11 protein-coding genes are annotated in these 14,160 nt (G+C 69.3%); 8 read left to right on the plus strand and 3 right to left on the minus strand.

The window, feature by feature from the left end:
* Positions 1–30 precede the first annotated feature (30 nt).
* Positions 31–540: a MarR family winged helix-turn-helix transcriptional regulator gene (locus tag C6P64_RS04880; protein WP_105747468.1), complete on the minus strand. Its 510-nt coding sequence runs from the start codon at positions 538–540 to the stop codon at positions 31–33.
* A 142-nt stretch (positions 541–682) separates the two neighbouring features.
* On the opposite strand from C6P64_RS04880, the gene C6P64_RS04885 reads away from it, so the two are divergent.
* The 8 genes from C6P64_RS04885 (at position 683) to C6P64_RS04920 (ending at position 11,967) form a co-directional block, all read left to right on the plus strand.
* Positions 683–1,837, plus strand: a complete 1,155-nt coding sequence (locus tag C6P64_RS04885; protein WP_105747499.1) for an acyl-CoA dehydrogenase family protein — start codon at positions 683–685, stop codon at positions 1,835–1,837.
* 16 nt (positions 1,838–1,853) lie between these two features.
* Entirely contained in the window at positions 1,854–3,968 is a 2,115-nt protein-coding gene (locus tag C6P64_RS04890; protein WP_105747469.1) for an FAD-dependent oxidoreductase, read from the plus strand.
* Between the two features lie 19 nt (positions 3,969–3,987).
* Positions 3,988–5,157 (plus strand): acetyl-CoA C-acyltransferase, encoded by a 1,170-nt coding sequence (locus tag C6P64_RS04895; RefSeq protein ID WP_105747470.1) that lies wholly within the window; start codon positions 3,988–3,990, stop codon positions 5,155–5,157.
* Between the two features lie 34 nt (positions 5,158–5,191).
* On the plus strand, positions 5,192–6,928 hold the full coding sequence (locus tag C6P64_RS04900; protein WP_105747471.1) for a long-chain-fatty-acid--CoA ligase: 1,737 nt from the start codon (positions 5,192–5,194) through the stop codon (positions 6,926–6,928).
* A 29-nt stretch (positions 6,929–6,957) separates the two neighbouring features.
* Complete coding sequence (locus C6P64_RS04905) at positions 6,958–7,935, plus strand: Bug family tripartite tricarboxylate transporter substrate binding protein (protein WP_105747472.1); 978 nt, start codon at positions 6,958–6,960, stop codon at positions 7,933–7,935.
* Between the two features lie 162 nt (positions 7,936–8,097).
* Positions 8,098–10,734: an alanine--tRNA ligase gene (gene alaS, locus C6P64_RS04910; protein ID WP_105747473.1), complete on the plus strand. Its 2,637-nt coding sequence runs from the start codon at positions 8,098–8,100 to the stop codon at positions 10,732–10,734.
* Positions 10,735–10,745: 11 nt separating this feature from the next.
* Positions 10,746–11,498: a 2-keto-4-pentenoate hydratase gene (locus C6P64_RS04915; protein ID WP_105747474.1), complete on the plus strand. Its 753-nt coding sequence runs from the start codon at positions 10,746–10,748 to the stop codon at positions 11,496–11,498.
* A 127-nt stretch (positions 11,499–11,625) separates the two neighbouring features.
* Complete coding sequence (locus C6P64_RS04920; protein WP_105747475.1) at positions 11,626–11,967, plus strand: helix-turn-helix domain-containing protein; 342 nt, start codon at positions 11,626–11,628, stop codon at positions 11,965–11,967.
* A gap of 40 nt (positions 11,968–12,007) precedes the next feature.
* Here C6P64_RS04920 and C6P64_RS04925 read toward each other — a convergent pair whose 3' ends face one another.
* Positions 12,008–12,946 carry a pseudouridine synthase gene (locus tag C6P64_RS04925; RefSeq protein WP_105747476.1) on the minus strand — a complete coding sequence of 313 codons (939 nt, stop codon included), beginning with the start codon at positions 12,944–12,946 and terminating at the stop codon, positions 12,008–12,010.
* Between the two features lie 35 nt (positions 12,947–12,981).
* The gene (gene ribD, locus C6P64_RS04930) at positions 12,982–14,106 is read right to left on the minus strand and encodes a bifunctional diaminohydroxyphosphoribosylaminopyrimidine deaminase/5-amino-6-(5-phosphoribosylamino)uracil reductase RibD (RefSeq protein WP_105747500.1); all 1,125 of its coding nucleotides are present in this window, start codon (positions 14,104–14,106) and stop codon (positions 12,982–12,984) included.
* Positions 14,107–14,160: the final 54 nt, after the last annotated feature.

Genomic DNA, 14,160 nt, shown 5'->3' on the forward strand with positions numbered 1-14,160 from the left:
CCAAGCCTTGCTGCAGCCAGGCGGCGCCTGTCATTCTGCCTGATGGGTTGATTTGTCCATATTGGTTGATAAATTGGCGGATTGCAGGCTGCCGCGCAGGTCGCGGCGCTCCCGCTCCTGCGCCGACCAGGGCAGGGCCAGGATCTCCTTGAGCAGTTCCAGCCGCTCGGGGCCGATCTGCTCGGCCAGTTCGGCCTCGATCGCCAGCAGCTCGCGCTCGGCCGATTCCGCCATGTCCCAGCCCTTCTGGGTGAAGCGCAGCAGCTTGATGCGGCCATCCTTCTCGCTGTCGATGAATTCCACATAGCCCAGGCTGGCCGCCTCGCTGGCCAGCTTGTGCACTGCCTGGCGCGATACGGCCAGCCGCCGGGCCAGCTCCGACAGCCCCATGGGCTTGCCAGCCAGGTGGGCGCACAGGCGGCTCATGGCGGCCGTGACATCGCCATAGCCGTGGCGTTCCGCGCTGGCAATCAGGCGCTGCTCCATCCAGTCGGTGCGCGACAGCAGCAATCGGCGCAGGAACGGTTTGTGTTGACGCATGGCGTGATTCTCGCTCAGGCGCCGGTGTCGCCCGGCCCGGGCCGGTGCTGCCTATCGTTTTCCCTAATTAGTCAACATTGGTTGACAAAATCCGCTATGCTCGCGCTCAATCGATGACCCCAGACAGGAGAGCCCCTTGGACTTGCTGCCCCGACCCTTCTTCAGCCCCGAGCACGAAGCCTTTCGCGACCAGGTGAGACGCTTCTGCGAAAACGAGATCGCGCCGCACCATGCGGCCTGGGAGCAGGCGCATGGCGTGCCGCTGGAACTCTGGCGCAAGGCGGGCGAGAACGGCCTGCTGTGCTGCTGGCTACCGGAGGAGGACGGCGGCCCGGGCGCCGACCTGCTGTTCGACGTGATCGTCGCCGAGGAGCTCTGCCGCATCGGCGCTACCGGGCCGGGCTTCAACCTGCACTCGATGGTGGTCGCGCCCTACATCGTCCATTACGGCAGTCCGGCCGTGCGGCAGAAGGTATTGCCGCGCATGGTCAGCGGCGAATGGGTCGGCTCGATCGCGATGACCGAGCCGGGTGCGGGCAGCGACCTGGCGGCGATCAAGACCCGCGCCGTGCGCGACGGCGACGACTGGCTGATCAGCGGCCAGAAGACCTTCATCACCAACGGCCAGAACGCCAGCGTGATCGTGGTCGCGGCCGCGACCGAGGACGGGCAGGGCAAGCCAGGCATCTCGATGTTCGTCGTCACCGCCGACATGCCGGGCTTCTCGCGCGGGCGCAACCTGCACAAGATCGGCCAGCATGCGCAAGACACGGCCGAGCTGTTCTTCGACCAGGTGCGGGTGCCGGCCGACCATCTGCTCGGCGAGGTCAACAAGGGCTTTCGCTACATGATGCAGGAGCTGCCGCAGGAGCGGCTCTGCATCTCGGTCAACTGCCAGGCGCGTGCCGAAGCCGTGTTCGAGTGGACCCAGGCCTATGTCAAGGAGCGCAAGGCCTTCAAGCAGCGCATCGCCGACTTCCAGAACACCCGCTTCAAGCTCGCCGCGCTGTGGGCCGACCTGCAGGCTGGCCGTGCGCTGTGCGACAGCATGATCCAGCGCCATCTGACTGGCGGACTCGATTCGGTTGGCGCCTCGGCCGGCAAGCTCTGGCACTCCGAGCTGCTCGACCGCGTCACCGACGAGTGCGTGCAGCTGCACGGCGGCTACGGCTATATGCAGGAGTACGCGGTGGCGCGCGCCTACTGCGATGCCCGCATCGAGCGCATCTACGCCGGCAGCTCCGAGATCATGAAGGAAATCATCGCACGCGCCATCTGCGATGACGCGCGCCGCTGAGGCCGGAAGGACAGAGATGACAGTTCACTACGACTTGTACGGCGAGGTGGCGCTGATCCGCCTGGACAACCCGCCGATGAACGGCCTGAGCCTGGCGATCCGCCAGGCGGCAGTCAAGGCACTGGAGCAGGCCCGCCAGGACCCGGAGGTCAGGGCGGTGGTGCTCATGGGCGCTGCCAGGGTGTTCTCGAGCGGGGCCGACATCAAGGAGTTCGGCAGCCCGCTCGCCTTCCAGGGGCCGAACCTGAGCCAGCTGATCGCCATGGTCGAGCGCTCGCCCAAGCCCGTGGTGGCGGCCCTGGGCGGCGTGGCCATGGGTGGCGGGCTCGAGCTTGCGCTCGGCTGCCACTACCGCATCGCGACGCCGGACTGCAGCCTGGCCTTGCCCGAGGTCAAGCTCGGCCTGGTGCCGGGCGCCGGCGGCACCCAGCGCCTGCCGCGCGCGCTGGGCGTCGAGCCCGCGCTCAACCTGGTCGTCTCGGGCGATGCGGTCAAGGCCGAGCAGCTCGCCGCCATCCCGGGCCAGCGGCTGTTCGACCGCCTGGCCGCTGGTGCTGAGACCCTGCGCGACGAGGCGATTGCCCTGGCACGCGCCGGAGCCGACGCCCAGGCCGCCGGCCAGCCGCTGCCCAGGCTGCGCGACCTGCCCTGCAGCCACCCGCGCGCCGATGGCTATTTCCATTTCGCCCGCACCTTGGTCAAGGGCAAGGCTGGGCCGCTGCCGGCGCCGGTCAAGGCCGTCGACCTGGTCGAGACCGCGACCCGGTCCCCCTTCGATGAAGGCATGGCGATCGAGTTCCAGAGCTTCAGGCTGCTGATGGAGTCGCCCGAGAGCGCCGCGCTGCGCCACGCCTTCCTGGCCGAGCGCGCGGCATCCCGGATTGCCGACATGCCGCCCGGCATCCGGCCGCGCGACGTGCAGTCGGTGGCGGTGGTCGGCGCCGGCACCATGGGTTGTGGCATCGCGATCAGCCTGCTGCAGGCGGGCCTGCCCGTCACCCTGCTCGAGACCAAGCAGGAGGCGCTCGACCGTGGCCTGGCCAGCATCCGCCAGCATTTCGAGACCGAGCTGCGCAAGGGCCGGCTCAAGCCCGGCCAGCTTGACGAACGTCTGGCCCTGCTCAGGGGCAGCCTCGATTACGCCGACCTGGCCCAGGCCGACCTGGCGATCGAGGCCGTGTTCGAGGACATGGGCGTCAAGGAAAGCGTGTTCCGCCAGCTCGACGCCGTGATGAAGCCGGGCGCGATCCTGGCGTCCAACACCTCGACGCTCGACCTCGACCGCATCGCCGCCTTCACGCAGCGGCCGCAGGATGTCGTCGGCCTGCATTTCTTCAGCCCGGCCCACCTGATGAAGCTGCTCGAGGTCGTGCGCGGCGTGCAGACCTCGCACGAGGTGCTGGCCACGGCGATGGCGCTGGGCAAGCGCATCCGCAAGACCTGCGTGGTCTCGGGCGTGTGCGACGGCTTCATCGGCAACCGCATGCTCGACCCCTATCTGCGCCAGGCGGCCTTCCTGCTCGAGGAAGGCTGCAGCCCGGCCGAGGTCGACCGGGCCATGGAGAAGTTCGGCTTCCCGATGGGGCCATTCCGCATGAGCGACATGGCCGGCAACGACATTGGCTGGTATATCCGCCAGCGGCACCGGCTTGAGCGGCCCGAGATCCGCCACAGCGCGGTCGCGGACCGGCTCTGCGAGCTGGGCCGCTTTGGCCAGAAGACTGGCGCCGGCTGGTACGACTACGTGGCGGGCCGGCGCGACGCGATCCCGAGCCCGGTGGTGCAGCAGCTGATCGAGCAGCACCGCCAGGCGATCGGCATCGTGCCGCGCCGCGTGCCGGAGCAGGAGATCGTGCAGCGCCTGCTGCTGGCGCTGGTCAACGAGGGTGCCCGCATCCTGGAGCAGGGCATCGCGGCGCGTGCCAGCGACATCGACCTGGTCTACCTGACCGGCTACGGTTTTCCGGCCTGGCGCGGTGGCCCGATGCACTACGCCGACCAGCTCGGCCTGTTCGAGGTCGCCGAGACCATGAGGCAGTTCGCGCAAGCGCCCAACGGCGATGCCGTTTTCTGGCAGCCGGCCGAGTGGCTGCAGCGCCTAGTCGCCGCGGGCGGCCGTTTCAACGGCTGATGGCCGGGAGATATTGAACATGACACAAGCCGTGATCGTTTCGACGGCCCGCACGCCGCTGGCCAAGAGCTGGAAGGGCGCCTTCAACATGAGCCATGGCGCGACGCTGGGCGGCCACGCGGTGCGGCACGCGATCGCGCGCGCCGGCATCGAGGCCGCCGAGGTGGAGGACGTCATCATGGGCTGCGCCTTCCCGGAAGGCACGACCGGACTCAACATCGCGCGCCAGAGCGCTCTGGCCGGCGGCTGCCCGGTCGAGGTACCCGGCCTGACGGTCAACCGCTTCTGCTCCTCGGGGCTGCAGGCGATTGCGCTGGCGTCGCAGCGCATCATTGCCGGCGAGGGGGCGGTCTATGTCGCAGGCGGGGTCGAGAGCATCTCCTGCGTCCAGATGAACAGCGCCATGCTGAACGATCCCGAGCTGGCACGGATCAAGCCGGCCATGTACTGGGGCATGCTCGAGACCGCCGAGCAGGTCGCCAGCCGCTACCGCATCGGCCGCGAGACGATGGATGAATATGGCGCCGCCAGCCAGCAAAGGGCGCATGCGGCGCAGGCCGCCGGCCGGTTCGATGCCGAGATCGCGCCGATCACCGTCACCATGGGCGTGGCCGACCCGCGGCAGGGCCTGGTCACGCGCGAGGTCACGCTCAGCCAGGACGAAGGCATCCGCGCCGGCACCACGGTCAAGGCGATTGCCGGCCTGCGGCCGGCGCTGCCCGGCGGCCTGGTCACGGCGGGCAATGCCAGCCAGTTCAGCGACGGCGCCGGCGCCTGCGTCGTGATGGATGACACGCTGGCGCAGCGTCGCGGCCTGCAGCCGCTGGGCCGCTTCCTGGGCTTCGCGGCCGCCGGCTGCGAGCCCGACGAGATGGGCATAGGTCCGGTGTTCGCGATCCCCAAGCTGCTCCAGCGCCTCGGGCTGTCGGTCAACGACATCGACCTCTGGGAGCTCAACGAGGCCTTTGCCGTCCAGGTGCTGTACTGCCGCGACCGGCTCGGCATCCCGGCCGAACGGCTCAACGTCAACGGCGGCGCGATCGCGCTCGGTCACCCCTACGGTGTCAGCGGCCAGCGCCTGACCGGCCACGCCCTGATCGAGGGCAAGCGCCGCGGCGCCCGGCTGGTCGGCGTCAGCATGTGCATCGCCGGCGGCATGGGCGCGGCCGGCATCTTCGAAGTGCTCTGAGCCGACCCCAGAAAAAAACGACAAGGAGACAGGCATGAACCAGATCGAGCAACAACCGCACTGGCGCTTCTGGCCCGAGGGCGTACCGCGGCAGATCAGCATTCCGGACGAGTCGCTGTGGCAGGGCTTCGCGGCCCGCGCCCAGGGCGCGCCGCAGCAGGTTGGGCTGCATTTCCTGGGCCGCGACTACCGCTGGGAGCAGCTGCACCGGGAGGCCGAGCAGCTCGCTGGCGCCCTGCAGCAGCTCGGCCTGCAGGCCGGCGACAGGGTGCTGCTGTTCATGCAGAACTGCCCCCAGTACATCATCGGCTTCCACGCCGTGCTGCGCGCCGGCGGGGTGGTGGTACCGGTCAATCCGATGAACAAGGCCGACGAGCTCGAGCACTACATCACCGACTCGCAGGCCCGCATCGCGCTGGCCTCGTCGGACATCGCGGCCGAACTGGCGCAGGCCAGCGCGGCCGTGCCGGCAGGGCTGGAGCAGCTGGTGCTGTTCGACCTGGTCGAGGCGCTGCCGCCGGATTTCGAGCCGGACGCCGCCAGCTGGCCGGCGCTGTGGCAGAACTGGCTGCCGGTCCGCCACCCCGCGCCCGAGGTGCCGGGCCTGGCGGTGCAGCGCTGGCAGGATCTTGTGGCGCGGCAGATCATGCCGACCGAGGTCAGCCGCCGCGGCGCCGACCTGGCCATGCTCGGCTACACCAGCGGCACCACCGGCGCGCCCAAGGGCTGCATGCACAGCCATGCCTCGCTGCTGCACAACGCCCTGGGCGCCGCACCCTGGCTGGGCATGGGGCCGGGCGACGTGACCCTGATCGTGGTGCCGATGTTCCATGTCACCGGCCTGGTCATGGGCATGCTGGCCAGCATCCGCCATGGCTGCAAGATGGTGCTGCTGCCGCGCTGGGACCGCAAGCGCGCCGCACGCGACATCTCCGACCACAAGGTCACGCACTGGCCCAACATCCCGACCATGGTGATCGACCTGCTGGGCGGCGACGACCTCGACCAGTATGACCTGTCCAGCCTGCGCTACATCGGCGGCGGAGGTGCGCAGATGCCCGATGCGGTGGCCGACAGGCTGAGCGCCGTGTTCGGGGTCCAGTATGTGGAAGGCTATGGCCTGACCGAGACCGCAGCGCCCACGCACAAGAACACCCTGTCGGCGCCGCGCCGCCATTGCCTGGGCATCCCCTATGTCGGCACCAGGGCCTGTGTCATCGACCCCGAGACGCGCCGCCGCCTGCCGCCCGGCGAGGTGGGCGAGATCCTGGTCGCGGGCCCGCAGCTGTTCCAGGGCTACTGGCGGCAGCCCCAGGCCACGGCCGACGCCTTCATCGAGATCGACGGCCAGCGCTATTTCCGCACCGGCGACCTGGGCCGGGTCGATGAAGACGGCTACTACTACATGGCCGACCGCCTCAAGCGCATGATCAACGCCAGCGGCTTCAAGGTCTGGCCGGCCGAGGTCGAGGCCCTGCTGCACCGCCACCCCGCGATCAAGGAGTCCTGCGTCATCGCGACGCGCGACCCCTACCGCGGCGAGACCGTCAAGGCCCTCGTCGTGCTGCGCGACAGCCACCGCGGCCAGGTCGGCGCGGACGAGCTGATCGCCTGGGCGCGCGAGCACATGGCCGCCTACAAGTACCCGCGCGTCATCGAGCTGGTCGCCGAGCTGCCGCGCACCGCCACCGGCAAGGTGCTGTGGCGCCGCGCGCAGGCCGAGCAGGATGTCCGCGACGGCGCGGCAACCGTCGCCGCCCGGCAGGGTTGACGATTTTCTTACCACGACAAGGAGACAACATGATCCGCCTCACCCGCCGCCATGCCAGCCACGCGCTGCTCGCCAGCCTGCTCGCCGCCTCGGCCGTCCTGCCGGTCCAGGCACAGGAGCGTCCCGCCAAGATCCTGCTCGGTTTTCCGGCCGGGGGCTCGTTCGACACCATCGCCCGCCTGCTGGCCGACAAGCTCAAGGGCGAGCTCAACCGCACGATCATCGTCGATAACAAGCCTGGCGCTGGCGGCCGGCTGGCGGTCGACATCCTCAAGAACGCACCGAATGACGGCAGCGTGGTGATGTTCGGGCCGGATGCCGTGGCCTCGCTCTATCCCTTCACCGTGGCCAAGCTGAACTACAACCCGGCCAGGGACCTGACGCCGATCGGCACCGTGGCCGAGTTTCCGTTCGCGATCGCGGTCAATCCGCAGAGCAAGATCAACACCCTGGCTGATCTGGTCGGCGGCATCAAAAGGAGTCCGAACATGGCCATGTTCGGCACTCCGGCAGTGGGCGCACCGCCGCACTTCTACGGCACGATCTTTGGCGATGCGATCGGGGTCAAGCTCGAGCCGGTGCCGTTCCAGGGCAGCGCGCCGGTCAACATGGCGCTGATCGGTGGCCAGATCCCGATGGCGGTCGACGTGATGGGCAGCATGCTGGAGAACCACCGCGCCGGCAAGATCCGCGTGCTGGCGGTGTCGACGCCGCAGCGTGCGCCCCAGCTGCCTGACGTGCCCACCTTTGCCGAGTCTGGCTACGCCAGCGCCACCGGACTGGGCTTCAATGCCTTGTATGCCCCGGGCAACACGCCGGCGGCCGCGGTGGCGGGTTGGAGCAAGGCCCTGACCAAGGTCATGGCCCTGCCCGAAGTCAAGGACAAGCTGATTTCGATGGGCTTCATCCCGGTGGGCAAGTCGCCCGAGGAACTGGTGGCCCGCACGGCCGGCTCCACCAGGCTCTGGGAGCAGGCGGTCAAGGCTTCCGGCTTCGTCGCGGAGTGAGTCCGCCAGTCGCTGGCCGCGCACCTGCTGGCCAGCGCGGCAGCGGATTGCCAGGCGGCCGGGCGTGCCAAGTCTTAAAATGGGCGATTGACCCGGACCCGTCCGGCATTGACCCATTCATTCGTGGCGCACTCGAGTCGTCTGCGTCCCAAACCTAAGCCCATGACCCAGCCTTCAGCAAAACCCGTGGCCTCCGTGGCCGAGATCCGCAAGACCTTCCTGGACTTCTTCGCCGCCAAGGGCCACACCGTGGTGGCGTCGAGCCCGCTGGTGCCGGGCAACGACCCGACGCTGATGTTCACCAACTCGGGCATGGTGCAGTTCAAGGACGTGTTCCTCGGCACCGACAAGCGCAGCTATGTGCGCGCGGCCTCGGTGCAGGCCTGCCTGCGCGCCGGCGGCAAGCACAACGACCTCGAGAACGTGGGCTACACCGCGCGCCACCACACCTTCTTCGAGATGCTGGGCAACTGGTCCTTTGGCGACTACTTCAAGCGCGAGTCGCTGAAATGGGCCTGGGAGCTGCTGACTGAGGTCTACAAGCTGCCGGCCGAGCGCCTGCTCGCCACCGTCTACGCCGAGGACGACGAGGCCTACGACATCTGGACCAAGGAGATCGGCCTGCCTGCCGACCGCGTGATCCGCATCGGCGACAACAAGGGCGGCCGCTACAAGTCGGACAACTTCTGGATGATGGCCGACACCGGTCCCTGCGGCCCCTGCTCGGAGATCTTCTACGACCACGGCGACCATATCCCCGGCGGCCCTCCGGGCAGCCCGGACGAGGACGGCGACCGCTTCATCGAGATCTGGAACAACGTGTTCATGCAGTTCGAGATGGCCGAGGACGGCTCGGTGACGCCGCTGCCGGCGCCCTGCGTCGACACCGGCATGGGCCTGGAGCGCCTGGCCGCCATCCTGCAGGGCGTGCACAGCAACTACGAGATCGACATCTTCGACGCGCTGATCAAGGCCGCCGCGCGCGAGACCGGCTGCACCGACCTGGGCAACCCCTCGCTGCGCGTGATCGCCGACCATGTGCGCGCGACTTCCTTCCTGGTCAGCGACGGCGTGATCCCGTCCAACGAGGGCCGCGGCTATGTGCAGCGCCGCATCGTGCGCCGCGCGATCCGCCACGGCTACAAGCTGGGCCAGAAAACCCCGTTCTTCCACAAGCTGGTACCCGACCTGGTCGCGCTGATGGGCGAGGCCTACCCGAACCTGGCCGCCAACGCGCAGCGCATCACCGAGGTGCTGAAAGCCGAGGAAGAGCGCTTCTACGAGACGCTGGAAAACGGCATGCAGATCCTCGATGCCGCGCTGGCCGATGGCGCCCAGGTGCTGCCGGGTGAGGTCGCCTTCAAGCTGCACGACACCTACGGCTTCCCGCTCGACCTGAGCAATGACGTCTGCCGCGAGCGCGGCCTGGGCGTCGACGAGGCCGGCTTTGCCGCCGCGATGGAACGCCAGAAGGCGCAGGCGCGCGCCGCCGGCAAGTTCAAGATGGACAAGGCGCTCGACTATTCTGGCGCCGGCAACGAGTTCGTCGGCTACGAGCAGTTGCAGCAGCAGTCCAAGGTGGTCGGCCTCTTCCTCGACGGCGTCGCGGTGGCCGAGCTGAAATCCGGCCAGTCCGGCGTGGTCGTGCTCGACAGCACCCCGTTCTACGCCGAGTCGGGCGGCCAGGTCGGCGACCAGGGTGTGCTCACCAGCGGCTCGGCGCGCTTTGCCGTCGCCGACACGCAGAAGATCAAGGCCGACGTGTTCGGCCACCACGGCCAGCTCGAGACCGGCACGCTGGCGGTCGGCGACCATGTCGAGGCCGTGGTCGATGCCGACCTGCGCTTTGCCACCGTGCGCAACCACAGCGCCACCCACCTGATGCACAAGGCGCTGCGCGAGGTGCTCGGCGCCCATGTGCAGCAGAAGGGCTCGCTGGTCACGCCTGAGCGCACCCGCTTCGACTTCGCGCACAACGCGCCGGTGAGCGACGACGAGATCCGCCAGATCGAGGCCATCGTCAACGCCGAGATCCTGTCCAACGCTGCTGCCCAGGCGCGCGTGATGGACATCGAGAGCGCCCAGCAGACCGGCGCCATGATGCTGTTCGGCGAGAAGTACGGCGAGACCGTGCGCGTGCTCGACATCGGCTCCAGCCGCGAACTCTGCGGTGGCACCCATGTCCAGCGCACCGGCGACATCGGCCTGTTCAAGGTCGTGGCCGAGTCGGGCGTCGCTGCCGGCGTGCGCCGCATCGAGGCGGTGACCGGCGCCAACGCGCTGGCCTACCTGCAGTCGCTCGAGAGCACCGTCGCCCAGGCCGCCGCCGCGCTCAAGGCGCCGGCCGCCGAGCTGACCCACCGCATCGCGCAGTCGCAGGACCAGATCAAGGCGCTCGAGAAGGAGATCGCCGCGCTCAAGGGCAAGCTGGCCTCGGCCCAGGGCGACGAGCTGATCGGCCAGGCGGTCGAGGTCAAGGGCATCAAGGTGCTGGCCGCCGTGCTGCAGGGCGCCGATGCCAAGGTGCTGCGCGACACGATGGACAAGTTGAAGGACAAGCTCAAGACCGCCGCCATCGTGCTGGCCGCCGTCGATGGCGCCAAGGTCCAGCTGGCAGCCGGCGTGACCGCCGACAGCGTGGCCAAGGTCAAGGCCGGCGAGCTGGTCAACTTCGTCGCCAGCCAAGTCGGCGGCAAGGGCGGCGGCAAGCCCGACATGGCGATGGCCGGCGGCACCGATTCGAGCAAGCTCGCCGAGGCGCTGGCCAGCGTGCCGGCCTGGGTCGCCGAGCGCGCCTGAATCCCTTGACGATGACCCTATCCGCCCGCCAGCAGGCCATCGTCTCGGGCCTGCTCGAAGCCCGCCGCTCGGGCCAGCCCTGGCAGCCCGAAGCCTATGACGCCAGCCTGGAGCTCGACGACGCCTACGCCATCCAGGCCGGCGTGGCGCAGGCGCTGGGCTGGTTCCCGGAGGGGCCCCGGGCCTGGAAGGTCGGCGGCACCTCGCTGGTGACAGCCGCGCCCTTGCCCGAGGTACTCAGCAGCCCGGCGCACTGGCCGGCGGCGGCCCAGCCCGAATGGCTGATCGAGGCCGAGCTGGCATTTCGCCTGGCCCGTAGCCCTGCCGGACCTTCCGACTTGCTGGCCTGCCTGGGGACGGTCTGCGTCTCGATCGAGCTGATCGGCACCCGGCTGGCGGGTGGCCTGCAGGCGCCGACGGCCTGGAAGATCGCCGACCAGAGCGTGCATGCCGGCCTGGTCATCGGTCCCGAGCGGCCTTATGCCGAGCTCGCCGGCTACGGCCCGACCGACTGGGCCGGGCTGGCCTGCCGGATCGAGGTCAATGGCCAGACCCGGCTCCAGGGGCAGGGCGGCCATCCGAGCGGCGATCCGCTGGCGACCTTGCCCTGGCTGCTGGACCATGCGGCGGCCCATGGCGCGGGACTGCGCGCGGGCGATCTCGTGACCACCGGCGCCTGGCTCGTGACGACGGTGCGCGCGGGCGACCGGGTCGAGGTCTCGTTCGACGGTCTGGGCCAGGCGCAGCTGCTGCTGACAGCCTGAGCCGAGGTGGCCAAGATTTTCTTGGCAAGTTGAAACTTTCCGCTTACATTCTGATCAAAAAGGCGACAAATGGTGTGGAGCACATGGGCTCCGAGCCATTCAGACTTATTTTTGAGGAGACCGGATCATGAGTTTTCAACGTTTTCTCAGCCTCGTCGAGGCCTTGCGCGAGTCGCCGACCTATCCCGGGATGGATCCGATCGAGGAGCGCATGCTCAATGCCATGGCCGTGACCTGGCATGCGGGCACCCGCCTGACGGTGATGGCGGCCATGCACATGTTTCCGACCATCTCGCCGAGCACCGTGCACCGGCGCCTCAAGACCCTGCGCGCCAAGGGGCTGATCGAGCTGGTCCCGGACCTGGAAGACAACCGCATCAAGTATGTCCAGGCCACGGGCCGCACCGAGGAGTATTTCGCGCTGCTGGGACGCTGCATGGCCCAGGCCCAGCTGCACGTCGAGTCCTGAGTGGCAGGGCCGCCGGGCTGCTGCTTGGGGCGGCCGGTCCTCAGGGCCAGGCGAGCTCGAGCCGGCTCTCGAACTGGCGGCGCTGGCCCGTGACGGGGTCGTCGAAGGCCATGGCGCGCGCGAGCAGCCGCAGCGGTTCGGCATAGTCCTCGAGCTCGCCGGGCTTGCGCCTGACTTGCGGGTAGAACTGGTCGCCGAGCAGCGGCAGCCCGAGCGCGTTCATGTGCACGCGCAGCTGATGCCGCTTGCCGCTCACGGGCGATAGCCGGTAGCGCGCCCAGGCACCGCGCTGCTCGATCGCCTCGATGACGGTCTCGCTGTTGTCCGGCAGGCCCTCGTGCGGCAGCGCCTCGCGCATCTTGTAGAAGGCGTCCTCCTGCTCGAGGATATGGCTGCGCCGCGTCAGCGGCCAGTCCAGGTGGGTGCAGGCCGGCGCGATCGCCTCGTAGCTCTTGGCGATCAGGCGCTCGCGGAACAGGCGCTGGTAGGCGTCGCGGTCCTGCGGCCGCACGCTGAACACCACCAGGCCGGCGGTCTCGCGGTCGATGCGGTGCAGCGGGCTCAGGTTCGGCAGGTCGAGCGCCTTCTTCAGCCGCACCAGCAGGGTCTGCTGCACATAGCGCCCGCCCGGCGTCACGGGCAGGAAATGCGGCTTGTCGGCCACCACCAGATGCTCGTCCTGGAAAACTATCGACTCGTAGTAGGGGATCTCGGGCTCGTCGGGCAGGCTGCGCCAGTAGTAGGCGCGCGCGCCGTTCTGGTAGGGGTGATCAGGTGCCAGCGGCTCGCCGTTCTCGCCGACCACCTCGCCGGCCTGCATGCGCTGCTGCCATTCGGCGCGGCTGACCGCCGCCAGCCGTTCGGCCAGGTAGTCGAGCAGGGTCGGCCAGGGCGGCGCCTTCATGCGCGGCAGCGCGACGCAGCTCGGCGAGACGCCGTCGCGCATCGCGATCGCGGGGTTCTTCGGGACATGGGCCATGGGTCTAGCTCAGGGGGCTGGCGGGCTGGAAGGCGTCAGTCTTGCCGATCGAAGCGGCCCGGCAGGCGGGCACGCAGGCGCAGGTCGCGCCCGACCGGTGTCGCCTCGACGAACTCGAGCTCGACGCCTTGCGCCAGCTCGGTCAGCGGGCCGATGTTGGCCAGCCCCAGGCCGGGGCCGAGCAGCTTGGGCGCCAGGTACAGCAGCAGCTCGTCGACCAGGCCCTCGCGCAGCAGGCTGCCGTTGAGCTTGTGGCCGGCCTCGACATGCAGCTCGTTGACGCCGCGCCGGGCCAGGTCCCGCAGCAGGGCCGCCAGATCGACCTTGGCGTGTGAGCCGGGCCGGGCCGGGCCGGGGCAGTCGATCACGGTCACGCCTTGCTCGGCCAGCGCGGTGCGCTTGGGCGTCGTCGCTGCCGGGTCGCTGGCGGTGTAGACCAGCAGGGCACCGGGCGGCGCGATGATCCTGGCGTCCAGCGGCAACTCGAGCCGGGAGTCGACCAGCACGCGCAGCGGCTGTCTTGCGGTCTCGACCAGCCGCACGTCGAGGCGCGGATCATCCTCCAGCACGGTGCCGATGCCGGTCAGGATGGCGCCGGCACGCTTGCGCCAGGCATGGCCGTCGGTGCGCGCGGCCTCGGCGGTGATCCACTGGCTCACGCCATTGGACAGCGCGGTGGTGCCGTCGAGCGAGGCCGCCATCTTCATGCGCACCCAGGGCAGGCCGCGCGTCATGCGGCTCAGGAAGCCGATGTTGCGCTCGCGGCTCGCGATGGCCAGCGGGTGATCGGTTGGCAGCAGTTCGACCTCGATGCCGGCCGCGCGCAATCTGGCAATGCCTTGGCCGCCGACCAGTGGATTGGGGTCTTGCCGCGCGACGATCACGCGCGCCACGCCGGCCGCGATCAGCGCGTCGCAGCAGGGCGGGGTGCGGCCATGGTGGCTGCAGGGCTCGAGCGTGACGATGGCGGTTGCACCGCGCGTGTCGGCACCGGCCGCCTGCGCCGCGCGCAGCGCCATCACCTCGGCATGCGGGCCGCCGGCTTGCTGGGTATGGCCCTCGAACACCCGGCCATCGGCCAGGATCAGGCGGCAGGCGACACGCGGGTTCGGCTCGGACAGGCCGGTGGCCTGCGCGGCCAGCGCATCGAGGGCGAGCATATCGCCCACATTGCCCAGGCTGCCCAGATCGCCCGGGCGCTGCTGGTCGTTCAT

It is taken from the genome of Malikia granosa, assembly GCF_002980595.1.
GTDB classification, from domain to species: domain Bacteria; phylum Pseudomonadota; class Gammaproteobacteria; order Burkholderiales; family Burkholderiaceae_C; genus Malikia; species Malikia granosa.

Coding starts and splice junctions, on each gene's coding strand:
- C6P64_RS04880 (WP_105747468.1), bottom strand. CDS start 540: ATGCGTCAACACAAACCGTTCCTGCGCCGATTGCTGCTGTCGCGCACC.
- ribD (WP_105747500.1), bottom strand. CDS start 14,106: ATGCTCGCCCTCGATGCGCTGGCCGCGCAGGCCACCGGCCTGTCCGAG.
- C6P64_RS04900 (WP_105747471.1), top strand. CDS start 5,192: ATGAACCAGATCGAGCAACAACCGCACTGGCGCTTCTGGCCCGAGGGC.
- C6P64_RS04905 (WP_105747472.1), top strand. CDS start 6,958: ATGATCCGCCTCACCCGCCGCCATGCCAGCCACGCGCTGCTCGCCAGC.
- alaS (WP_105747473.1), top strand. CDS start 8,098: ATGACCCAGCCTTCAGCAAAACCCGTGGCCTCCGTGGCCGAGATCCGC.
- C6P64_RS04925 (WP_105747476.1), bottom strand. CDS start 12,946: ATGGCCCATGTCCCGAAGAACCCCGCGATCGCGATGCGCGACGGCGTC.
- C6P64_RS04890 (WP_105747469.1), top strand. CDS start 1,854: ATGACAGTTCACTACGACTTGTACGGCGAGGTGGCGCTGATCCGCCTG.
- C6P64_RS04895 (WP_105747470.1), top strand. CDS start 3,988: ATGACACAAGCCGTGATCGTTTCGACGGCCCGCACGCCGCTGGCCAAG.
- C6P64_RS04920 (WP_105747475.1), top strand. CDS start 11,626: ATGAGTTTTCAACGTTTTCTCAGCCTCGTCGAGGCCTTGCGCGAGTCG.
- C6P64_RS04915 (WP_105747474.1), top strand. CDS start 10,746: ATGACCCTATCCGCCCGCCAGCAGGCCATCGTCTCGGGCCTGCTCGAA.